17 protein-coding genes are annotated in these 22,630 nt (G+C 58.0%); 4 read left to right on the forward strand and 13 right to left on the reverse strand.

Translation table 11 applies throughout. The features are described 5' to 3' along the window. The first annotated feature begins 64 nt into the window (after nucleotides 1-64). The gene (locus U9R61_RS02800; RefSeq protein WP_322487299.1) at nucleotides 65-898 is read left to right on the forward strand and encodes an alpha/beta hydrolase; all 834 of its coding nucleotides are present in this window, start codon (nucleotides 65-67) and stop codon (nucleotides 896-898) included. Continuing rightward, entirely contained in the window at nucleotides 895-2,037 is a 1,143-nt protein-coding gene (locus U9R61_RS02805) for an aminotransferase class V-fold PLP-dependent enzyme (protein WP_322487300.1), read from the forward strand. Before U9R61_RS02800 ends, U9R61_RS02805 begins: the two co-directional genes overlap by 4 nt. Nucleotides 2,038-2,201: 164 nt before the next feature. Here the strand turns inward: U9R61_RS02805 and U9R61_RS02810 are convergent, their stop codons facing one another. From U9R61_RS02810 to U9R61_RS02855, 10 genes are all read right to left on the reverse strand, one after another. Then, entirely contained in the window at nucleotides 2,202-3,275 is a 1,074-nt protein-coding gene (locus U9R61_RS02810; protein WP_322487301.1) for a glycosyltransferase, read from the reverse strand. A gap of 58 nt (nucleotides 3,276-3,333) precedes the next feature. Then, entirely contained in the window at nucleotides 3,334-3,711 is a 378-nt protein-coding gene (locus U9R61_RS02815; protein ID WP_322487302.1) for a hypothetical protein, read from the reverse strand. Between the two features lie 139 nt (nucleotides 3,712-3,850). Beyond that, on the reverse strand, nucleotides 3,851-4,870 hold the full coding sequence (locus U9R61_RS02820) for a GDP-mannose 4,6-dehydratase (protein ID WP_322487303.1): 1,020 nt from the start codon (nucleotides 4,868-4,870) through the stop codon (nucleotides 3,851-3,853). 125 nt (nucleotides 4,871-4,995) lie between these two features. Further along, nucleotides 4,996-7,086, reverse strand: a complete 2,091-nt coding sequence (locus U9R61_RS02825) for a VCBS repeat-containing protein (protein ID WP_322487304.1) — start codon at nucleotides 7,084-7,086, stop codon at nucleotides 4,996-4,998. Between the two features lie 192 nt (nucleotides 7,087-7,278). Next, nucleotides 7,279-10,350: a glycosyltransferase family 4 protein gene (locus U9R61_RS02830; protein ID WP_322487305.1), complete on the reverse strand. Its 3,072-nt coding sequence runs from the start codon at nucleotides 10,348-10,350 to the stop codon at nucleotides 7,279-7,281. Nucleotides 10,351-10,357: 7 nt separating this feature from the next. Next, entirely contained in the window at nucleotides 10,358-11,371 is a 1,014-nt protein-coding gene (locus tag U9R61_RS02835) for a glycosyltransferase family 2 protein (RefSeq protein WP_322487306.1), read from the reverse strand. 7 nt (nucleotides 11,372-11,378) lie between these two features. Next, entirely contained in the window at nucleotides 11,379-13,241 is a 1,863-nt protein-coding gene (locus U9R61_RS02840) for a glycosyltransferase (protein ID WP_322487307.1), read from the reverse strand. Next, entirely contained in the window at nucleotides 13,238-14,470 is a 1,233-nt protein-coding gene (locus tag U9R61_RS02845) for an ABC transporter ATP-binding protein (protein WP_322487308.1), read from the reverse strand. The genes U9R61_RS02840 and U9R61_RS02845 overlap by 4 nt, the downstream gene beginning before the upstream one ends. Continuing rightward, entirely contained in the window at nucleotides 14,467-16,368 is a 1,902-nt protein-coding gene (locus U9R61_RS02850; protein ID WP_322487309.1) for an ABC transporter permease, read from the reverse strand. The genes U9R61_RS02845 and U9R61_RS02850 overlap by 4 nt, the downstream gene beginning before the upstream one ends. Continuing rightward, nucleotides 16,341-18,227 carry a polysaccharide deacetylase family protein gene (locus U9R61_RS02855; protein ID WP_322487310.1) on the reverse strand — a complete coding sequence of 629 codons (1,887 nt, stop codon included), beginning with the start codon at nucleotides 18,225-18,227 and terminating at the stop codon, nucleotides 16,341-16,343. The genes U9R61_RS02850 and U9R61_RS02855 overlap by 28 nt, the downstream gene beginning before the upstream one ends. Before the next feature lie 186 nt (nucleotides 18,228-18,413). On the opposite strand from U9R61_RS02855, the gene U9R61_RS02860 reads away from it, so the two are divergent. Beyond that, nucleotides 18,414-19,265: an alpha/beta hydrolase gene (locus tag U9R61_RS02860; RefSeq protein ID WP_322487311.1), complete on the forward strand. Its 852-nt coding sequence runs from the start codon at nucleotides 18,414-18,416 to the stop codon at nucleotides 19,263-19,265. Nucleotides 19,266-19,394: 129 nt separating this feature from the next. On the opposite strand, the gene U9R61_RS02865 is transcribed toward U9R61_RS02860, so the two are convergent. From U9R61_RS02865 to U9R61_RS02875, 3 genes are all read right to left on the reverse strand, one after another. Continuing rightward, the gene (locus U9R61_RS02865) at nucleotides 19,395-20,570 is read right to left on the reverse strand and encodes an MFS transporter (protein ID WP_322487312.1); all 1,176 of its coding nucleotides are present in this window, start codon (nucleotides 20,568-20,570) and stop codon (nucleotides 19,395-19,397) included. Between the two features lie 91 nt (nucleotides 20,571-20,661). Beyond that, on the reverse strand, nucleotides 20,662-20,979 hold the full coding sequence (locus U9R61_RS02870) for an MGMT family protein (RefSeq protein ID WP_322487313.1): 318 nt from the start codon (nucleotides 20,977-20,979) through the stop codon (nucleotides 20,662-20,664). Continuing rightward, entirely contained in the window at nucleotides 20,979-21,737 is a 759-nt protein-coding gene (locus U9R61_RS02875; RefSeq protein ID WP_322487314.1) for an SDR family oxidoreductase, read from the reverse strand. Before U9R61_RS02875 ends, U9R61_RS02870 begins: the two co-directional genes overlap by 1 nt. 125 nt (nucleotides 21,738-21,862) lie before the next feature. Here U9R61_RS02875 and U9R61_RS02880 point away from each other — a divergent pair, with 125 nt between their 5' ends. Continuing rightward, a complete protein-coding gene (locus U9R61_RS02880) occupies nucleotides 21,863-22,540 on the forward strand; it encodes a DUF6483 family protein (RefSeq protein ID WP_322487315.1) in 678 nt (225 codons plus the stop codon). Nucleotides 22,541-22,630 lie beyond the last annotated feature (90 nt).

Here is a 22,630-nt window from a genome sequence, read left to right on the forward strand (position 1 = left end):
TTTGTCCGCGTGCCAGCAAATCTGGTATCATATCGGCAAGATCTCCGTGCGAAGGGACATGCCTATGGCGACACTTGCTGCATCGAATGCTGAAACCGCGGTGGCCGGACTGCGCACCAGTTTTCGCCGCGCTGGTCAAGGCACGCCGTTGCTATTACTGCACGGTTGGGGTGGTTCATCACGGCTGTGGCACTACACCCTACGCGATCTGGCCGATCGCTACACCCTGATCGCGCCCGATCTCCCCGGTTTCGGCTCGTCGCCGCCGTTGACCGGCAGGCTTTCGCTTGAGCGACTGGCCGATTGGGTGATCGCGTTTGCCGACTCGCTAGGGATCGAGCGGTTTGCAATCAACGGCCACTCGCTCTGCGCGGCGGTCGCCGTGCATGTGGCCGCCCGTTACCCTGACCGGGTGACGCACCTCGTCCTGACCAGCTTCAGTACCTTCCGCGACGAACGCGAACGGCGGGTGGTGGCTTCGATTCACCACCTGATGGCGCTGTGGCTAGCGCTGCGCCGCCCATGGATGCTCGACGTACAGCCGATTATGCGGCTGGTCGGCAATCGCTTCTTCTACCGGCTCCCCGCCGATCATGGCATCTTGCGCGAGACGTTTGCCGATTTTCTCGCTATGGAGCAACGCACGGCACTCGAAACGGCGCGCGGCGCCGGCAGCCCGACGATCAGCGGCGCGATGGCCGCCGTGCGCGCACCGAGCTTGATAATCGCCTGCCGCCACGACCAGATTATGCCGCCGCCGGGAGCACCGGTGGCCGCCTCACGCATTCCGCGCTGCCGGCTGGTCTGGATCGAGCAGTGCGGCCACCTCCCCATGCTCGAACGCCCACAGGAGTATCACGCTATTCTAACCGAGTTTCTTGAGGAATCACCCGCATGACGACCGATGTTGCCGCTTATCGCGCCGAGTTTCCGATCACCGAACGCTACGCCTTCCTCAGCCACGCCGCTGTCTCGCCGCTGAGCCGGCGGGTACAGGCTGCCGTGCAAGCCTACCTCGACCACGCCGCCCGCGAGCCGTTTCTGGCCGTCTTTCCGCAGGTGATGGCCCAGTTTGCCGATCTCAAGCAGCGGCTGGCCCGTCTGATCAACGCTACCTCGCCGGATGAGATTGTGCTTATGCCGAACACTGCTGCCGGTATTAATACTGCGGCAGTTAGTTTGCCATTACGCCCCGGTGACAATGTGCTGGTACTCGATGGTGATTATCCGGCCAACGTCTATCCGTGGCAGCAGTTGGCATATCGCGGCGTACTGACCAAAGTCGTGCCGCAACACAATGGTGGGCTTGATCTTGAATTACTCATGCGCCGGATCGATCACCGTACCCGCGTGATCGCCCTCAGTACGGCGATGTTTGCCACCGGCTTTCGCAATGATCTGGCCGCGGTGGGCCAGATTTGCCGCGAACGCGGGATCTATTTCGTGGTGGATGCGATCCAGACCCTCGGCGCATTTCCGGTTGATGTGCAGGCATGGCACGTCGATATGTTAGCCTGCGGTTCGCAGAAGTGGTTGCTGTCAACGCCGGGCAGTGGGTTTCTTTACGTGCGACGCGAGTTGATCCGCGATCTTGTGCCGGGAGCTTACGTTGGCGCGGCCAGTAGTGTGAGCGGGCAGAATTATCTCGACTACAATCTGACCCTGCCCGAAACCGCCGAGCGGTTTACGCTTGGTACGCCGAATGTGGCCAATAATCTCGCGCTGTTGGCGGCAGTAACGATGCTGCAAGAGGTGGGGATCGAGCGGATTGAGCGCCAGATTAACACGCTGGTAGCGGCGCTGATCGACGATCTGCGCGAGCGTGGCTACCGACTGGCCGCCGATACCGCCCCCGAACACCGTAGCGGGATTGTGGTGGCGCTGGTCGAGAATCCTAACGCCGTCTCCCACCGGCTCAACGAGGCGGGGATTGTGGTGACGCCGCGCGGCGCTGGCGTGCGCATTGCGCCCCACTTCTACAATACCCTCGACGAAGTGCTGCGGGTGGGAGATGCGCTCGACGCCGCTACCAAGTGACAGGCGTAAAGGGGCAAAGACGCAGCGGGTATAACGCAAAGACGCAAAAGACGCTAAGATGTTGTTGTGATAGCCGCTAGCCCGCTTTTGCCATTTTCCAAAAAACCTTAGCGTCCTTTGCGTTCTTCGCACCTGTGCGTTTATCGTCCCTTGCACCTTTTCTTCTATCCGATGGCGTGCAACCGGTCGAGGATGGTCTGTGCGCTCCGCTGCCACGGCCACTCACGAGCCCGGATAGCGGCTTGCGCACCGAGCGCGCGGGCCTCGTCGCGCTGGCGATGCACCCGCCGCAACAACTCCACCAGCGCATCAACGTCTGGCTCGGCCCACTGCGCACCAGCGTAAGGAATGCTAGCGGCGCCGGTCGGCGTCAAGCTGCGGATCGGCAACGGATAGCCGCACGTCTCGTCAAGAAACGCGGTCGGGCCACTCCACGCGGTGGCAATCACCGGTACCCCGCACGCCATCGCCTCAAGCACCGGCATACCCCATCCCTCGCCGCGGCTAGGCAAGACCAAACAATCGGCGCTGCGGTACAGTTCGGCCATACGCACCGGGCTAAAAGTCTGGTTGTAGAGCACTGCCACCGGCGGGGCCTGATCGCCGAGCGCTGCCGCCAGCTCGCGCAGCGGGTTGCCGGGGGCGCGATAGTCGATCTTCAACACCAACACTACCGGATCGTGCGGTTGAAATGCGGCCCGGTAGGCCGCCACCAGCACATCCCAGCCCTTGCGTTTACTCCACTCGAAAACCGAGAGAAAGACGGTGCGATCGGCCAGATCGCGGCGCGCCGGGCCGGGAGCAAAAACCGTCAGATCCACTCCGAGCGGTACGACATAAACCGGCTTTACCACACCGCTAGCCATAAACACCTCCCGCCCCCACGCGGTTGGTGTCCAGACCTCATCCATGAAGTTAGCCTGTTCAACCCAAGAGGCGGGCAGGCGGTCAGTTTCGAGCATCGTAAAACCGATCCGATACGCACCGCTATTCTTGCAAAACAGGTCGCCACGGCCATACACCACCTGCGGCACGTCGAGCCGGATGGGCAACTGTTGCAGCGAGCGGATATGCGGCGGGATGACGCCGTATATATGCTCGACGACATCGACATCGAACAAGTAGAGCGGGCGCACCGGTAAACCGGCATCGGTCAGCGCAGCCACAATCGCTTGTGACGAGCTGCTATAGCCGGTCGGCGAAGCGAAGGTTGAATGCCAAACAAGGTGCGGATGCATAAGATAAAGATGGCAAGGGACATAGCGCCGCTATGCCCATACAGCATGCGAGCGCAGGTTATTCTTCCAGCGCGGCCAAGCGTTCGGCCAGCGCCTGCCGGGCCGCCCGTTCAGTGTCGAGATGAGCAATCAAGCTTTCGACAATACGAGTCAGCGTGGCGAGCGTTTCATAAATCCGGGCTAACTCTGGCCCTGCCAGCCCCCACGCCAACCGGCGGTGCAAGCGAACCGGCGGTGAATCGGCCAGCGGCGTCATTGCCCATAGCGCACGCAAGGCATTCACTTGCTCGGCCAGATACGCATCGCGGGCCAGCAACTCGCTCAGAACAGCCAATTGGCTATGGTCAACCACCGGGTTGCTCAACCCACGCGCAACCGCCGCCGCAAGCGGCTCGTCGTCGCGTGGATTGACGATGATCGGGCTATGAGAAGTCATTGTAGGATACTCCTATGAACGTGCGGTAGTGTACAACCGCACGCCATCCCTACGGGATCAGGCGCTACGCCAAACGGTAAGCATACGGCTGTTAGACTACCGCACTCCATACCTGTGGGATAAGGCACTACGCCAAGCATTAGCGGAACAAATGCAGGTTATCGCGGATCCAGCCCACCATGCGCTCAATGCCCTCGTCGACCGAAACACGCGGTTCCCAGCCCAATTCCTGCTTGGCCAGCGCAATATCACTGATATAGACCGGTTGATCACCGGGTCGCCAATCGCCGTAATGCACCTCAATCACGCGCCCAACCAACCGGCTCAGGAGCGGGCCAAATTCAGCCCAAATCGACAAGGCATTCTGTGGCCCACCACCAATATTGTAAATCCGCCCACTCACGCGATCGATCCGGTCAAGAGCCGCCATATACGCTGCGATCAGATCATCAACGTAGAGCATATCGCGTACCTGCTTACCATCACCGTAGATCGTAATCGGGCGATGAAGCAAGGCGGCAATCGCGAAGTGCGCTGCCCATCCCTGATCTTCTACACCAAACTGACGCGGGCCATAGATACACGACTGGCGAAAGACGACCGTCCTGAGACCATAAATCCGGGCATAATCACGCACATACTGGTCGGCGGCGCCTTTGCTACAGCCATACGGCGAATGAAAATCGAGCAACTGATGCTCAGGTACGCCGTTTGGCAGATCACGATAGCGATACCGCGTTTCCTCTTCCACCACTTCAACTGTCTCCATACCACCGTAGACCTTATTGGTAGAAGAGAAGAAGACAATCGGCGGTTCAGGTGCAAGGCGAGCCGCTTCGAGAATATTCAGCGTACCGAGCGCATTAATCTCGAAATCGCTGCGCGGATCTTTCACCGAAGTGGTGACAGCGACTTGACCGGCAAGATGGTACACCACCTGATGGCCGGGAATAACTGCCTGCATCGCAGCGGCGTCACGAATATCGGCCTGCACAAAACGCAGCCGGCCGCCATACCGCTCTTGCAGCCATGCCAGATTGAGCGGAGTGCGCGGACGGCTCAGGTTATCAACAATTGTCACAGTTTCGCCTTGGCGCAGCAAGTAATCGGCCAGATTACAACCGATAAACCCGGCGCCGCCGGTGATAAGATGGGTCATGGATCCTCTACCTCTTGCATCAATCAAAAGCTCTTCCGGCCAATTATAGCATAGTGAACAACACGGCAAACGCCGGCGGCCCTGAATCGGCGCACCGGCGTTCGCTTGACGACAGGAGCACGCAACTAACGGGCAATGTACGAGATCAGTGTACGATACACCGCCGTAACTTTTCGTACCGTAACGTTCATTGTGACTGCCGGCAAACTAGGCGCACTGACAGTCAACGTAACAGGGTAAACACCGTTCGCAACGTTGGCCGCATTCACCGTAATCACGACCCGGCTTGGCGTGGTGCCGCTCACCGTTGGGCTGCTTAGCGTGGCCGAGATAATATTCTGGCTATCGCCGCTTTCGCTCAAACTAAGATTGAGCGACGAACCATCGCGCGAGCTCAACGTGATTTCATAGGTCTCCGGCATCGAACCATCGGTAAGCACAAACAGCTCAGTTATTGCCGCCTGTAAACCGGGAACGTTGAGGACACCAGCATTCGTAGCCGACTGGCGGAATTGTGGCCACGATGCACTATAAGACGGAGTCGTCTGGTAGCCGGGTGGCGGAGTTTGGGCCGGAAAGACTGTAGCAAGATTCGTCCACGCATAGAGATGGGCCGTAACCGGCGGCGCCGCGCTAGGGCCATTGACAAATTGATGACCGCCGCCGATCACGACATCCAGCACCCCATCATCATTGATATCACCAACCGCCGGTGTCGATTTTACGGTATACCATGCATAGAGCGATGGCTGAGAGCCACAGGCTGGAGAGAGATAACAAGTCATCTGCTGGCCGTCGTAACCGCGTAAGATGACCACACTCCAGAAATTCGCCGTCAACACATCAACAATCCCATCACCATTGATATCAGCGATCACTGGTGACTGCAAATTGCCGCCGCTCGGATCGTTGAAGCGCACATTCGGATCAGTACTCCAATTGGCGCTGTACGGAATCGTGCGCCATTTCGGCGTGGAGTTGTCAGGATCCCATGCGATGGTCTCGCTATGAGGAATGCCATTATCGCCTGCCCACCCCACATTCACGACGATCTCCAGCTTCCCATCACCATCAATATCACCGAGCGCTGGCGATGACTCGACGCATTCGGGAGCATTGAGCGTTTGTAACACTGCGCCATCGCTCAAGCGAAAGATTTTAACCCAACGCCCCTGCTTCGTGACCGGAGTGTTTATATTGCTAACCGGCAACCAACAACTCGAACCGATCACCAATTCGCTGCCGGGATTGCTGGCTAACACATCCCCAATTGCCGGCGACGAATAGAGCGCCTGATCGACGTAGGTGCGCCATATAAAACCGGTTTGGAATTCGATCCGTTTGGGGGTGCGCGGGGCAGTGTCAAAGGCGTGCAGAAAACCACCGTCTTGGGTCGGCGGTACCAAGACAGGATTAGCGGTAATATCGGTCGCTGCCAACAGCTCAAGCTCAGGATCGTTGTCAATATTGTAGAAAATCGGCGTTGACCAGATGGTATCAGCAGCATGGTAATACCAGCGTACCGTATAGGTGGTGCTGGTAACGGCACTGAGCAGGTAGAGGTTGCGATCAAAGCCGCCAAAGGCTATCTCCAGCTTGCCATCGCCATCGGTATCGGCTAATGCAATTGAAGCGGCTACACCATACATATCTTCGGCTGGATATCCCTGCTGCTGTTGCCATTGGCGGAGACTAAACCGCCAAGCAATAGTACCGGTCTGCCCATTAATTGCTACAATACCACCATCACAGTCCGATGGCAAAATCGTTCCATAGCCAACGACAATATACGGTACTCCATCACCAAGCAATGTGCCAACAACCGGACTACTGTTCCCAACATAATCATCGTTTGCGGGTGAGCAGGATGCTGGTAGCAACTGTATTGGCGGCCAGAGCTGCGCTCCATTATACCGACGAGCGTGCAAGAAACCATCTCCCGTCACTACGGCTACTTCTTTGTGATTGGCTGTATTCCCGTCAATCTCAGCAATCACCGGTGAACTACGAATAATCGGTGCATTACCGAGATTGATCCCATGGCGGGCGATGGTATCCACACCGGTGCCATACGAGATCGGATGAGTCCAACCTGGCAGCGGTGGTGGTTGATCGGCGTAGCCGGCTTGTGCAGTTGGAGATGGGATCACGGTGGCAAGTATCAACAGCGTCCCTATCATCAGGATGGACAGGGTAGTAGAAGTAGAGCGCTGCATAGAACAACTCCCCGCTGTAACGATACATTCACTGCCACCAGCATAGCAAATGTATCGAACAACCACATAACCAGACAAGGGTGCTAGGAGCGACTCAATCCCTCCCGCTAGAATAATCAACGCCGTTGCCGGTGCAATTAGTGCAACCAGCGACGGCTCGTTTATCACACATGCAATGGGAACAAGACCCATTTACGATGCATTCTGTTTCTTAATGGCCATTTGATCACGCAACAGGGCCAATTCGCGCTCAAGCCGGCGCTGCTCGTGGCGAGTATAGGCGAGCAGATCGAGTAATTCAGCGACGAGTTGCATCACCGCGTGCTGCTCGTACTGATGGCCGTTAACCGGCGGTAGCGCTGCAGAAGGATGCGGCTGATGACGCAACCGATCCACCCATCGGCGGGCACGGGCCATAACTGGCGCCGGTTCGTGTTCGTTGGCTAACCCACCATAACTATTCGCCAGTGCAGCCAACCGGCCCTGCACCTGCTCGAACAGTTGCCAACCAGTGCTCTGATGGCAGAGATGCTGGATCAACCCGATGAGATGCGCTTCAAAGCGCGCAGAGGTAAAATCGAGTGCACGCCGAATACCACGCTGGGCCAACTCGCTTATGAGTAGTCTCGGCTGTAAGAAGGAAGCGAGTGCTGCAATCATTTTATCAACGAGCGTATTCCAGCCAAAATGAGCTTGCACATACGTGCGGCCCCGTTCTCCAAGCACCGCGCCACGTTGAGGATCAGCGAGTAGATCATCGAGAGCAGCACTAAAACTAGCCACGCTATCACAACTATAACCGCCGCCACTTCGTTGAACATGCTCGCGAGTTACGGCGCAGTCAGCATGCACGATAACCGGACGACCTTGCTGCCATGATTCCATCATCACGAGCGAGAAACTCTCGTTGCGCGACAGCTGGCAGAGGGCAAGGGCCGCTGCATACGCATCAGCCAGTTCTTGTCGATCGACCACCATGCCTATATGCACAATATCTGACCGAGCAGGTATTGGTATCTCACCTTTTCCTGCTAGCACCAACTTCAAATCGCTTTCAGGATGAGTAGTCTTGTAGGTTATAAACCACTCGATAAGCAATGGCACATTCTTGGCTTCTTCTAGGCGCCCGCTGTAAAGCAAGAACGGCGACCGCACACCGGTACGTTCTCGAAAACGCACTGGATCCCCTCGTAATGGCTGATCAGGGAAGCCATACCCTAACACTGTTGAAAAGGGATTAGCCAAACTTAGCTTCTCGCGCGCCAATCGTTCTTCAGCAGGCGTATTGAAGAAAATCCCGCGCGCCTCTTCCAGCATCTCGCGGAACATAGCAAATTTTGCCGCAGGCTCATCGTGTAGACATGGGATATGAAAAGCGCGATCGCCGGCCTGTTTCGCGGCGTAATACGTAGTACCAAACAGATACGGGGTGAAGATAAAGGCGGCATACTCGTCGCGGTGACGGGCAATATACTCCTCGAGCGCCCGGCTCCGCAGGTTATGCTGCATAAACCGCTCTTCATCACGGCGGGTGATCTCCTCACCCCGCGCAGCTTTCATCTGCACCTCATGAAAGCCGCTCGGATCAATCGGATCAGCCGCAAATCGACGGACAGTGACGCCATTGATAGCTTCTACTTCCGGTAAAGGAGCAGTGCGCCAACCGACCAAATCAATTGCATTCGTGGTGAGCACCTCGACCACAAACCCGCGAGCTACCAATTGCTCGGCCCACGACTGTGCGCCGCGCTCGGCGCCGCCTAACACATCACGCCCATACCGTGGCGTCACGAAGGCTATCGGACAGTTGCGCAGGAGGTGTTGGGCTTGGGCGCTATCGAGTGGATCAGGCGACGGCTCTTCATCCGCAGCGAGCACACGCAGCACCTGCCGCGCCAACTCCTCGTGATCATCCGGGGTAAAGAGGAGGCCGGCATCACCGACGGTGCTAGGCAATGCCGTAGCCGCCGCCGCCACCACCGGTTTGCCTAGCGCCATCGCCTCAATGACTGGCATACAAAAGCCTTCATGGATGCTCGCTATCACAAAGACATCGCACAACTGGTAGAAGGCGCCGATCTGATCACGATTTTGAGCGCCGGTAAAGATCACGGCATCGGCCACCCCTAACTCTTCCGCGCGCGCCTTTGTTTCCGCGACATACTCCGCGTAAGCGTGACCGGTTTCACCCACTAGCAACAATACCGTGTTAGGGTACTGCGCGCGGATCAATGGCAGCGCTTCCACAAGGATATTAATTCGCTTATTGCGCGCCATACGACCCACATACAACAACACCCGTTTCCCGGCCAAACCGTATTGCTGTTGCAACTGGGGATCGGGTGGCCCAGCATACGCTGCATCACGAGTGACCGGATACGGTAAGACACTAGTACGGCTTGGCGCGATCAGACCGGTCGCCACCAGCTCATCGACCATGTATTGGCTGTGAGCCACAGCATAATCGGCGAACTGAACGAGATGCATATTAGCTAAACCACGCGCTACATCTTCGTACCCCGGCTGCCCAACCCCCCAAATCTGCGGCGGGGTGACACCGTGATAATCAAACAGCACTGGCGCCGGTGCAATCCGGATCAGTTCGACAAGATCGTAATAGGTCGAATAGTTTACAATAATAGCAGCCGAGCGACAAAAATGCTCAGCGAATGGCCGACTATGGTCAGTAGGATTGATAATCTCATCAGGCCGCACAACCACCATAAACCGGCGCAACGCACGTGGTAATCGTTCATCAACAAAGCTCGTCAATAACAACGGCTGAAACCCAGCTTCCGCCAATGCCTGCACCTGCGCCGCTACATGGGTTCCTACCGCATCATTTGCTAAACAATTGCCGTTGATAATGGTAATCCGTGGATTGCGCGGCGGCCCAACCGTAATTGGTGAACAAAATGGTGCAACGCCTCTCTCGTGAAACCAAGCGATCATGTGTTCAACCAGCTCTATAGTGAACACATACTCACCCGCCACGACTGGCGCTGTCACTCGCAACTCGATAGTGATAGTATCACCGGACGGTACCGGTCGTGGTAGTGATTGCCACGGCAACTCTTGCACAACGATCCCATCAAGGGTTTTCCAACGCACGACCAGCATGACCGGATAGCCAGTCGCCAACCATGGAGTCAGGCCGGTATTGCGCAACTGCAACGCGATCAAAAGCGGTTCATTTTCGACCAGCCGTGCTGGCAATGGATCGACTAAGGTGTATTCAACCCCGTAGAGTGCTTGTGATTTCATAAGATGTCTATGAATGGTTAAACATCCAATCAGCACGCCGGTGCGCGTTCTGCCAAAACGCACGGGCTTGCGCCCGCTGCAGGCATCGCATGAACTCAATCAACTGAGCTTCATCCGCTGGTTGAAAGGTAGGATCAAGCTGCCGTCGCGCCGCCAAGATCTCACGTAGATGCAATAATGTCTCTGCATAGGCCCACCGTAACGCGCGCCCCTCTACTGGCCACAACGCGTGGCGCTCAGCATGGGCGCACTCGGCGGGAAAGAACGACTCAAAGAGATCAGACAGGGTATAATGCTTCAGGACAAAGCGTAAGCGACCGCGATTATAGTAGCTGCTACGTTGCAACTCATCACGCAGTGACAGCGATTCATGATGCACAAGAGTCGCTGCCGGGTTGTAGACGATTTTCCAGCCAGCCCACCGTAACCGAGCACAGAGATCAATATCCTCAAAGTACGCCGGTACGAAGCCTTCATCGAACGTTTGCACCGCATCAAGCACTTTGGAGCGCAGCGCAATCGCAGCTCCTGTTACAAATTCACATTCTTGCAATTGATCGTACTGACCGGTATCTGGTTCATGCCAGCCAATGTGCTGAACCACGGCCCGCGGCCATTCCAGCCTCACGCCAGCATGTTGGATCGTTCCATCAGGATAGCGAATTTTGGCGCCAACTGCCGCCACTTGTTCGTCGGCAGCCAACGGCGCAACCAACTGCTCGATACAAGTAGGATCAAGCACGGTATCCTGATTGAGCAAAATGACAGCATCAGGCGGCGACGACTCAGCGAGCACGGTGCGGATCCCGATATTCATCCCGCCCGCAAAACCGAGATTACGTTCATTGCGAATGAGCCGCACATCGGGATAGCGCTGAGTAATTTGGGCTATCGTATCATCTCGTGAGGCGTTGTCAACAACGACAATCTCTACCGGCATTGATTGCTGATGTAACGACTCAAGGCAAGCTAAGGTAGCTGCTGCTGCATTCCAACTCAAAACAATGGCAACAACTCTCATATCATTGCTATTCTTGCTGAGGCGGCAGCGTTGGAACACCACCGAGATGGGCCAACACTTGAGCAGTGGTCTCTTCCAAACCGGCTAGTTGGTCGGCAAAATCACGGATCTGTTGACCAATTTGATGAATTTCAGCCACTTGACGATGGTTATGATCTTGCATCCCATCTTCGAGATTTGCCACCCGTAGTCTTAGTTCCTGCACAAGCTCTTCAAACGTCTGCGCCCGTTGTTCGAGCGTCTGCGCCCGTTGTTCGAGCGTCTGCACCCGTTGTTCAAGCGTCTGCACCCGTTGTTCGAGCGTCTGCACCCGTTGTTCCAACCGCGCCGAGACATCAAAGAGCAATCTAGTCGTGTGATCAATTTGTTCGGCCAGCGCGTAGGTTGATCGCAACACTGCAGCATTGTAATCGCGTTGGAGCTTCATGAACAGCACCCAGATCTTTTGTTGCAACCAACGCCACGACAAGCCACCTGAAGCCGGTTGTTCCATTTTCCAGATCTGTTCTTGCGCTCTGATAGCATCATTACGCACTTTGTGCAGTATTGCAGCCGTCTGGTCAATGTCAGGTGTAACCATAGATATTGTTTCCTCCTGAGATGGTAAATCCGCATCCACCAACACTATTTCATGGTCTCTCTGCGATTGCGCTGCTTTCGGAGAAACTGGAAGCGGTACAGTAAGCATGCGGATCAATGGTTGTATCACGTGTGACCAACGCAATTGTTGACCCAGCTTAGCTGCATTCAGACTCTGCACGGCTTGGCGTTGCGGATCTGCCAACAAACGGAGCAGAGCGGCAGCCACTGCATCGACATCGCCAATTGGCACTGCTTCCCCGACGTCATAGGAGACAATGAGATCAGCCGCTGCATCCCCAGCACTCAGCACCGTTGGTTTGCCCACCCATAAATGATCGAGCACTCGTGAACGCACCGCCGCATAGCACGTTTCGAGATGCTCGCGGTGCAATGATACCATAACTGTCGCTTCGAGCAGAAAATCCGCCCGTCGCTCATACGGTATCCATTCTTCGTAAAAATGCACGCCTTGGCCGAGCAAGCCTAGTTCAGCAGCCAACTGGCGCGTCTGTTTCGGGGTGATCATCTCGTGTACCAGGCCGGGATGCCGTCCGGCGAGAAAAACCAAGCGGGCGTTCGGTACGTGAGCCAAGATGTGCGGCATCGCCCTAATCGCCGTTTGTGGATCCATCCAATCCCAAAGGCCGCCGCTCCACAGGATAATCTCATGCTCAGCACTTAAATCATCAAGCACACCGCGTAAAGCCGGCTGGCCGCTGGCTTGCGGCGGCACATCGCTCACCCCGAATGGCACTACATCAATCAGCTTGCGCAACAGGGGATCAGCATCAATCAGCGACGGGGTGATCCGGCCCTCGACCAAGAGACCGCCGATATACAGATCGCGCTGGCGTTCGGTCGCGCAGAGAAAGTGGTCTCCCCGCCGCAGCAAATCACTCAAGAGGGTTGCGTCACGTTTAGCGATTTGCTCACGCTCAACCAATGGTTGCTGGCGAAAGAGTTCGAGATTCTCAAATGCAACCGGATCGTACAGATCAACGATCAAGCGGCCGCGATACGTCAAGATTTCAGGATGGGCAGCAGCGACAAAGCCATTCGCCAGCACCACGGTAGCGGTGGCTAGATAAGGCTCAAGGGTCGCTGCATCACCCCAAACATACTGGCCACATATCACCCCCGACGGCGGGGTTAGATCTATTGGACGCGGCGCAATCAACGTCACCGGCGCGATACTTGCCACAACGCGGGCCAATTCCCACATCCGAATGCCCGGCCCGGCCATCCGCTGACCAATAACATCGTGGCTAATGATGAGCAACGAGTTCATCCACGCCAGCTCCAGCATCCTTCAATAAAGAACATACCATAGCGTTGGCTCACGCCGTCGCTATGCACCACGAGCGGATACATTCGGTCATGCACATCAAATTCGTGGAGCTGGGTGTGGTCAGTCGCTGAAGCGCTCACGAGATAACGCCCGCCAAGGAAGGGCAGATGCGGAATGTGATAGTCAATCATACCGGGACCTTCGATGACCGGAATATGGTATTTATCAAAACCGGTATTCGGCCCGATCAGCCATGGCCCGCTCTCGTGATTAATACCTACCCCAAACACCGGCCGTTCGATCCGTTCGTGCGCCATGTAATGAATCCGGATGGTCAGCGGTTCGTGGGTGCGGAAGGTTACTCGTTCGTTCCCATCCTGATCGAGCAATTGCACTCGCACAATCTCGACCTCGCGCGTACCGCGACGCATCCGCTCGCGCCATTCTTGATCGAGCTCCTTCTCCTTGGATCGCTGCTCAAATTCAGTACGTTCGCGTTCATTCACATCGGCCAAATACGCATCAACCACCTTAACCGCACTGCCATAGGCCTTCATCTCGCCATGATCGAGCCAGACGGCGACATCGCAGAGCGAGCGTACCACATCGAGGGCATGCGATACGAAGACAATCGTCTTGCCGTCGCGGCGAAAACCATAAATGCGATCGATGCACTTGCGCTGAAACGCCTCGTCACCAACTGCCAACACCTCATCAGTAATCAGAATATCCGGCTCCACTGCCGTCGCCACAGCAAAGGCCAGCCGGGTGTACATACCCGACGAATAGTGTTTGACTTCAGTATCAAGAAATTGGCCAATCTCAGAAAACTCAATGATTTCGGGCATTTTTCGCAGCATCTCTTTACGGCTGAAACCCATCAACGAGCCGTAGAGGAAGACATTTTCCCGCCCGGTGAGTTCGGGGTGAAAGCCGCTGCCCAATTCGAGCAGAGCAGCAATCCGGCCACGGGTCGCCACCCGCCCGCTTGTTGGTTCGAGCACGCGCGTCATCAGTTTGAGGATAGTACTCTTGCCAGCGCCATTGTGCCCGACCAAACCAATACTCTGCCCTTTTTCAACCGCAAAGCTGACATCGCGCACCGCCCAGAACGCCTCAGCCGGCGGCAAGCCACGGATGAGACCCATAAACCGCTCTTGGATGGTCGAAGCATTCTGGCGGCGCACGAACTGCCGCGACACCTTATCAAACTCAATGACTACGCTCATAGCTCTTCACCAAAATGGCGGCTAGTGCGCTGGAAGACCCAATACCCGATGGCCAACACCACCAGCGCGGTGACACCCACCCGCAGCATTGCGCTCAGCGACGGCACGCCGGGAGTCGGGATCAAGCCAACCGGCACGACATTCCCATAAATGATGTCGCGGTAAAACTCGATGATCGAGGCTAAAGGATTGAGCCAGCGAATGACTCGGGCCGCAATCCCTTCGCTAATCGTGCTCAATGGATAGATAACTGGGGTGAGGAAGAACCAAATATTGATCACAATTCCGATCAGATGCACGACATCGCGAAAGAAGACCGCACCAGCGCCGAGCAGCAGCGCCAACCCAGCCAGAAAAACCGTCTGCAAGGCCATAATGACCGGTAAGTAAATGATGGTCCAGCTTAGGTTGAGCCGGCCAAGGGTTGTCATTTGCACAATGATGATCACCAGCAACATCATTGGCAAGGAAAGAATGAAATTCAAGAGACTCGATCCAACGGCGACTAGCGGCAATACTTCCCGCGGGAAGTAGACCTTCTTGACCAGCGCGGCGTTGTCGATAATGCTGCGGGTGCCATTGAGCACTGCTTCAGCGGTGTAGTTCCACGGCAACAGGCCGATGATCACAAACACCGGAAACATCGCAATGCCGTTGGGCAGCAGAAAGCTAAAGACGACCACGTAGACCAGCATCATGCCCAGCGGCGCAATCTGCGTCCAGAGGTAGCCAAGCGTGCTGCCTTTGTAGCGCGCGCGCAAATCGCGCAGCACCAGATTGCGGATCAACTCGCGATACTGCCACAGCTCTTGCAGTTTCGGCAACACACCAGCACTGCGATCGAGCGCAATACCGCCAAAACCCAGTGCGGCGCCGACGAGGGCAGCCAGCGCGATCAACGGCAGCTCGTAGCGCGGTTCGGGAGCAGCGGGCAACGCCGCCGGCATCCGGTACGCTGCGCTAACCTGATCGGCATTGAAGCGCGCACCGGCTTCGCGGATCATATAGTTGATCGCGGCGTCAATTGCGCGCAGTTGGGCAATCGCTCGATCGCGCGCCGCCAATTCCGCCGCCGCGGCTGGATTGGCAGCGGCGCAACTCCGCAAGGTTGCTTCGCGAGTAGCTGTCTCGATGATACCGGCACTGGCGCACAGCGCATCAAGCGTCGCGTTGCGGGTATTGATGGCAAACCGCCACAGATCGTAGCGCGACTCCAGCGCGCGAGCCACATCGCTCAACTCTTCCCCAGACAGATCGGCCAGCGTGCGCGGCGTGCTAAACGGCTCGATCGGGCGCGAGAGCGGCAGCGCATCAAGCCGCAGAATATCGCGCAATAGCCACGCAAAGCGATCGTCTAGCGCGGGAGTTTGGCCGTTCAGCGCCTGCCCAAGCTGCCAGCCCAACATATTGCGCAAGATTTCACGCCCGCCGGCAGCCCGAATCTGGCGCACCAGCTCGGCAGCGCCGGCATCGGCCAACACCTTGGCTTCTACCGCATTGCCGGCAATCCCACGCACTACCACCACACCCGGTTCGGGCAACAGATACTCAACCCGAAAATCGGGCAAGCCAAACCGTACATCAGCCCGCGCCAATGCACCGAGGCGCAACGCTTCGGTCGCATCGGCAATCGCGATGTCCATACCGGTCAGATTAGGCGCCACCGGTTGGTAGATCGGCCCATAGCGCGCCGTATCGAACCGAACCTCAGCATTGGCAAAGTAGATGATAGGACGGGTCAAGATCGGGGGCAAAGCGACGCTCAATGCCCCAACAACGCAGATGATCAGCCACAGCCATTGGTACAATGGCAACGCACCGCGCCGCGCCATCAGCGCCGCCCCGATCGCGCGCCAACCTGTCGCCTGATTTAGCGGCTGCTTGATCGTGTTGGCCACAACGTCACCTCTACAGTTTGGCCAGCGGCAAGATCGAGCCTGAGCCTGTTGCCAGCTTGCCATTGTTCACGCGGCACAATGTCATTGTTAACCGCGACATCAGCCGTACTCGCCGGCAGATCGATCATCAAACCAATCAGCGGGTAGGGCGATGAATTATGCAGGCGATACCGCTGCGCCGCGCTGCCACTCCCGCGCTCAGGCGTCTCTACTGGCTGGGTTATCATAGTTATGTCAAGTGACTTGAGTGCAATCTGCCAACCGGCAATCTCACTCAACGGCGCAACCCAAATATCGCCGCGCCTGACGGTGTAGGATACCACATCTTCCCAAACTGCTTGTTGCGCAGTACTCGTTACCTCTTCGGTATGGGCCCAGATGTCGATCATCCCGCCTACGGCGACAGCCCGCTCGATCTGCGTAATCGCCAACTCAGCCCGCGCTGGGGTCAGATAGAAGTCAGGGCAGGCGATGATCCGGCCTTCCCGTCCGGGCAGCCAACGGCACTGCGGATCGCGGATCAGGCCGCGTTCGTCGGTTGGGAAGAGATTGTAGGGGCCGTAATCGCTCAGGCGCGTCACCGAGCGGATGCCGGCTTGTTCGATCACATCCCAATTGGCGTCGCTCATGCCGGCGCTACTGCTCCACGGGAAGGCGAGTGAGCGAGCATTGCCGACGCTGCGCTCGGCAGCGACCGCGTTCCAAGTTTCCAAATCAGCCCGCCACGTCGCCAAATCGGCATAGCCGCCGTAGAGATGGCTAAAGGTGTGGCTCTGAATCTCATGGCCGGCAGCCAGCAACGGCTCGATCTGGTCGCCAAAGTACCACACCGGATCGGTAGCCACCGTCCCATACGGATCATCACTAAACCACGGGCGATTCACCCAGCGATCGCTCCGCCACCCATTGGCTGCCGAGGCCCACGCAAACACCGGATCACCCATAAACCGGCGCCGCTCACGGTTGCCCATGAGAAAGTTGTAACCGGTTGCGTAGTAGGTCGCGCGCACATTGTAGCGTTCAAAGATAGCCATACTCGTTTCCACGCCGGTGCGCATACGCATCCCGCGCAGAAGCGGGTCTTCATCGGCGCGCGGGTCATCAACCGAGCGTGAATGCACCAACCCGCCCATCGCCGTTTCCCAGTCGAAGGTAAACGCCACCGCTGCCCGATAGACTTCCGGCCACGGCTCAATCACGAACGGTAATGATGGCTCAAGGGCTTGGGCTGCCGGCAAGAGATGGCCGCCGCGTTGCAGGCGCGGCATGTCGAGGTAAATGCGATCATCAGACGACGGCTCGATCCGTACTCGCAAGACGCGAGCCGTAGCCGGAGCGCGGGCATACCCGCCAATGACCGACCACCCTGCCGGCGGTCGTTCCGGCGTCCATAATGCGACCGGCTGCCACAGCGTCGCCATGCGTTCGCGCACGTCGCCACGCGCATCGTACCACTCAAAGACAAGCCGGACGCGCGTGGGAGAGCGCAACAGCGAGTCGGTCAGCGCGGCAACGGTAAAACAATAGGTCATGTTGGGTTGCACCCCAACTGGCGGCGTTTGAGCATAGTTGGCAATCCCGATCAGTTGCAGACCGCGTCCATCGCCATCGAGATCAAATCCTTGACCATCGATCGCCGGGCCACGCAATTCGACGCCGCCGGCGCCGCGGCTCCAGCCGTCAGGCAGACCGCTCACCTCGCCAATCAGGGCAAAATTGGCATTCGGCAAGAGATTGGGATCGACAAAGGGAGGCGCAGCGCAGCGATCAAGCCGCTGACTGATAAAGAAGAAGATTCCGGCAGCGCCAACGATCAACGAGATGAGAATGGCGCCCAACGCGAACTGGCGTGAGATCATCGATACTATGGCAGCAACACATTACGTCTAGCGCGGCCCGATGCCACGGCTGCATTGTACCATAGATACCCTTAACCGTTCGTTGCCGGGTTGTAGCCTGACACACTGCGGCATCTCTGCTACAGTGACAGAGAATATGGAGCGCTACGTCACATGTGAGCCACATAGCATAAGGAGTGTTATCGTATGCAAGCAACGTCCGTGGCTACGATCAGCGAACGACAGATCACCGTTGATGACTTTCGCCTGCGCGTCTTGTCCGCTGGACAAGGGCCGGCAGTACTCTTGTTGCACGGCTTTGTCGTCAGCGCCGACGACTGGATCCCAACCATTCAGACGCTCGCCGCAGCCGGTTATCACGCCATCGCACCTGACGCGCTCGGTTTTGGCGCATCAGATAAACCGGGCGGCTCAGTCTATACCTTGCGTCGCTATGCCGATCTGAATGCCGGGGTATTAACGGCATTCGGCGTAGAACGAGCGGCAGTGGTGGGGCACTCGATGGGTGGCAAGCATGCGCTAGCGACAACCATCCTCCATCCACAGCGGGTCGAACGGCTCGTCATTGCCGATAGTGAAGGCTTTATGCAATTGCCGCTCTTTATGCGCAAAGGTGGATCGCTGCCCTTCCTTGGCGAGGCGATTACCGCCCTTTCCTCGTTCCCCTTCGTCGTCAAGATGCAGTTGCGCGCTGCGTTTGCTAATCCCGATCGCTACATTACGCCTGAATTGGTGGCACGTGGCCAAAAGACGCTGAGCGACCCTGCTATCCGGCGCACGATGGTCTCGCTGAGCCGGTTTTATGACGCCAACGATCTGCGCGGCAGCGAGTTATGGCCGCGCCTTGCCGAGATTACCCAGCCAACCTTGATCATCTGGGGTAAAGAAGATCACCTCTTCCCGGTGAGTTGCGCGTATGAGGCTCAACGCGTTCTGCCCCGCGCCCGGCTTGAGATCATCCCCAACTGCGGTCACTTCCCGATGATCGAAGCGGCTGACCGCTTTCACCAACTGGTGCTGGATTTTTTGCAAGAGTGATGACACATCGCCATAGCAGACGGCTGACTAGCGGGCAAGCCGCCCGCCCGCCGTACCCGATACCACGGGGCGCGGGCGGCTGGCCCGCCGCTCCCCATCCGCAGGCAAACCGCCCGCGCTCCGTCAGATTCATCGGGTGGTTGCTTTGCCCAACTGAATAGTGGCCGCCAACGCTAGCGCCAACGCGCTCAGACAGATCGCCACCACCCCCGGCCAGCCTGCTGCCTGCCAGCCAAGGCCGGGGATCACGCCGCCCAACGTGCCGCCAATATAGTACGCCACGAGATAGAGCGCACTAGCTGCGCCTTTAGCCTGCTGCGCCAACTGGTTCACCAGCGCCGGAGCAATGCCTTGGGCAATAAACATCCCGCTGCACAGCGTCCACAAGCCGAGCGCAATCAGCAGCAGATTGGGGATGAGCGTCAGACCGATCCCGGCCATCGCAATCAACAACCCGACCATTATCAACCGGGGACGGGGATAGCGGGCCGAGAGCGCCCCGGCCCACGGCGAGACAATCACGCCGGCCAGATAGCTCACGTAGGCAAGCGCGATAATTGCTGGCGGCAAGCCAAACGGCGGCGCGCTGAGGTAGTAGGGCAAGTAGGTGAAGATGCCGAGAAAACCGAAAAAGAGCGCACCGCCGATCACGTAGGCGGCGCGCAGATGACGGTCGGCCACATGGGCGAACATCGCTTGATAGGCTTGCCGCCAGCCGCCACTCGTTACGACCGCCCGATCACGCGGCAGCATCACGAGCAAGCCAAAGCCGCTCACCAGCGTCAACCCGGCAAACACCACAAAGCTGGCCCGCCAACCAAATCCATCGCTAATCAAGCCTCCCACCACCCGCCCGCTTAACCCACCGGCGACATTGGCCGCGATCCAGCCGCCAACGGCCCGACCCAAATCAGTCGCCGGCAGCCGGTCGCCGAGGTAGGCCACCGCCACCGCAGTGAGGCCGGGAATGCACAACCCTTGCAGCGCCCGACCCGCCAACAGCAACTCGAACGATGGCGCGAGCGCGCAAAGCAGAGTCGGCAGGGCGAGGAATAACGCGCTGCCCACCATCACCGGCCAGCGTCCCCACCGATCGCTGAGCGGACCAACCGCCAATGAACCCAACGCAATCATCAACACCACTACCGACACGCTGAGACCGGCGGTGGCCGGCGCAATCCCGTATTCCACCGACAACTGGGGCAAGATCGGTTGGGTCAAATACATATCGGAAAAAACCACCACCCCGGCGGTATAGAGGGGGATGAGCCAGAAGCGCTGGTCTGAAGCGGAAGCGACCGTCATAGCGTTGAGCAAAATTCGTCATTGGAGAAGGCGCGGATGAGACAGCTCCCCTCCGCGCCCTCGGCGTCGCTGCGGTAATACCCTTTACCCCTCACTCACCATCATCACCGTCCCACAGAAAGCGCGCGAGGTCGATCCGATACTCGTCGCTGACCGCCACCCCCTCTGCTTGCAAGCGGGCACGTTGCTCATCGGCGGCGTAGACATTGCTGATGCGACCGGCCCGGTTGATCACCCGCCACCATGGCACCGCGCTGTGCGGCAAGAGCATATGCAGGGCATAACCAACCATGCGCGCATGGCCGGGTAGACCAGCCAGCGCGGCCACCCGGCCATACGTACACACTCGTCCCGGCGGGATACGGCTTACCACTGCATAGATAGCAGCGTAGGGCGAATCAGCGTCCATCACGCCAACCGGCCACCATCGACGGCTAAGGTTGCGCCGGTCACAAACGAGGCCTTATCCGAGCAGAGCCAAATCACGGCATTGGCCACCTCTTCCGGCGAGCCAAGCCGGCCAATTGGTTCGCCTTCAGCGAATTGGGCTAGCAGTTGCGGATCGCCTTGGGTGAAACGATCGATCATCGCGGTGTGGATTGTGCCGGGGCAAATCGCGTTGACCCGAATCCCGCTGCGGGCATACTCCAGCGCCACCGCTTTGGTCACGCCAACGATGCCGTGCTTGCTGGCAACATACGCCGACACGCCCCGCGACCCCGACAAACCGGCCACCGACGAGGTGTTGACAATCGCGCCGCCACCCTGCCGCAGCATCTGCCGGATCTCGTACTTCAGACACAGCCAAATGCCCTTCAGGTTAATGTCGATCACCCGATCCCATACCTCTTCGGGATAATCGAGCAGCATGGCCTGCACGCCTTCGATACCGGCATTGTTATGCGCGAAATCGATCCGGCCAAACATATCGACCGCCTTGGCGATCAACTGCTCGACCTCGCTATGCTGCGACACGTCGCAGCGCACGAAGATCGCATCGGTATTTTGCGCGCGGCACAGCGCGACCGTCTCCTCGCCGCCTTCCACATTGACATCGGCAACAACAACCTTTGCGCCTTCGCGGGCGAACGCCAACGCCGAAGCACGCCCAATCCCGGCTGCCGCGCCGGTCACCAGCGCGACCTTCCCGATGAACGGTGGCTCCATTGATGTCCTCCTCTAGCCAGTCTCTGCATAGGGTATCATACCATAAGCGCACGCGGGAGGCGGATGGCGCAGTAGCACACGCTGCCGATTTGACAGCCGGCCCGTATATCGGGTACGGTATACCTATGTACCGCGACGATTACATCTTGCGCATGATCGCCCAATTCGGCGCGATCATCCGCCACATTCTCGGCCTCTACCGCGACGGCAAATCGCCGCTAGCGCGGATCGCCATTGACAACGCTTACCGCGACCGGCTCGGCGTCGGCAGCGATCAGGTAGCGGCGCTGAGCGACCGGCAACTCTTGGCGCTGTTGCGATTTCACAGTCAGAGTGACGATTGGTGGAGCGAAGGGGCGTATCTGGCCGCCTTGCTCACCGCTGAAGCGCGCCTGCTCAGCGATGATGGGGAGGAAGACGCCGCCGCCACGCGCGCCTTGCTGGCGTTGCAAGTGGTAATTGAATGCGCGCTGGTCGCGCCGGAGCCATTGCCGGAATACGCTCCAACTTATACCGACCTATTGGGATTGCTGCGCGATTACGTCGTGCCCGCTCCCACGCTGGCCGCACTCCTCACTTTGTGCGAGCGGCAAGGTGATCTCGCGCGCAGCGAAGACCTTGTGCATGAATTGTTGGCGCGTGAGCCGCTGCACTGGCTGGCAACGGCACGAGCATTCTATCAACGGCTGCTGGCCCGCAGCGATGCCGAGCTCACCGCCGCTGGCCTATCGCGGGCCGAGGCATTGGCCGGGTACGCCGAGCTTGATCGCATTGCGCCGCCGGCCCACCCGCCGATGGCGTAACCTGCCAAAAAGGATTAGGACACGGATAAGCACGAGTTTGACAGATGACCACGGAACGCGAAAACCGTATGAATCCGCCATATCCGTGTG

It is taken from the genome of Chloroflexus sp. (genome assembly GCF_034431535.1).
Classification (GTDB): Bacteria; Chloroflexota; Chloroflexia; order Chloroflexales; family Chloroflexaceae; genus Chloroflexus.

Bases quoted from the DNA above. Each gene is read 5' to 3' on its own strand.
- U9R61_RS02800 (WP_322487299.1), top strand. From the start codon at position 65: ATGGCGACACTTGCTGCATCGAATGCTGAAACCGCGGTGGCCGGACTG.
- U9R61_RS02805 (WP_322487300.1), top strand. From the start codon at position 895: ATGACGACCGATGTTGCCGCTTATCGCGCCGAGTTTCCGATCACCGAA.
- U9R61_RS02810 (WP_322487301.1), bottom strand. From the start codon at position 3,275: ATGCATCCGCACCTTGTTTGGCATTCAACCTTCGCTTCGCCGACCGGC.
- U9R61_RS02815 (WP_322487302.1), bottom strand. From the start codon at position 3,711: ATGACTTCTCATAGCCCGATCATCGTCAATCCACGCGACGACGAGCCG.
- U9R61_RS02820 (WP_322487303.1), bottom strand. From the start codon at position 4,870: ATGACCCATCTTATCACCGGCGGCGCCGGGTTTATCGGTTGTAATCTG.
- U9R61_RS02825 (WP_322487304.1), bottom strand. From the start codon at position 7,086: ATGCAGCGCTCTACTTCTACTACCCTGTCCATCCTGATGATAGGGACG.
- U9R61_RS02830 (WP_322487305.1), bottom strand. From the start codon at position 10,350: ATGAAATCACAAGCACTCTACGGGGTTGAATACACCTTAGTCGATCCA.
- U9R61_RS02835 (WP_322487306.1), bottom strand. From the start codon at position 11,371: ATGAGAGTTGTTGCCATTGTTTTGAGTTGGAATGCAGCAGCAGCTACC.
- U9R61_RS02840 (WP_322487307.1), bottom strand. From the start codon at position 13,241: ATGAACTCGTTGCTCATCATTAGCCACGATGTTATTGGTCAGCGGATG.
- U9R61_RS02845 (WP_322487308.1), bottom strand. From the start codon at position 14,470: ATGAGCGTAGTCATTGAGTTTGATAAGGTGTCGCGGCAGTTCGTGCGC.
- U9R61_RS02855 (WP_322487310.1), bottom strand. From the start codon at position 18,227: ATGATCTCACGCCAGTTCGCGTTGGGCGCCATTCTCATCTCGTTGATC.
- U9R61_RS02860 (WP_322487311.1), top strand. From the start codon at position 18,414: ATGCAAGCAACGTCCGTGGCTACGATCAGCGAACGACAGATCACCGTT.
- U9R61_RS02865 (WP_322487312.1), bottom strand. From the start codon at position 20,570: ATGACGGTCGCTTCCGCTTCAGACCAGCGCTTCTGGCTCATCCCCCTC.
- U9R61_RS02870 (WP_322487313.1), bottom strand. From the start codon at position 20,979: ATGGACGCTGATTCGCCCTACGCTGCTATCTATGCAGTGGTAAGCCGT.
- U9R61_RS02875 (WP_322487314.1), bottom strand. From the start codon at position 21,737: ATGGAGCCACCGTTCATCGGGAAGGTCGCGCTGGTGACCGGCGCGGCA.
- U9R61_RS02880 (WP_322487315.1), top strand. From the start codon at position 21,863: ATGTACCGCGACGATTACATCTTGCGCATGATCGCCCAATTCGGCGCG.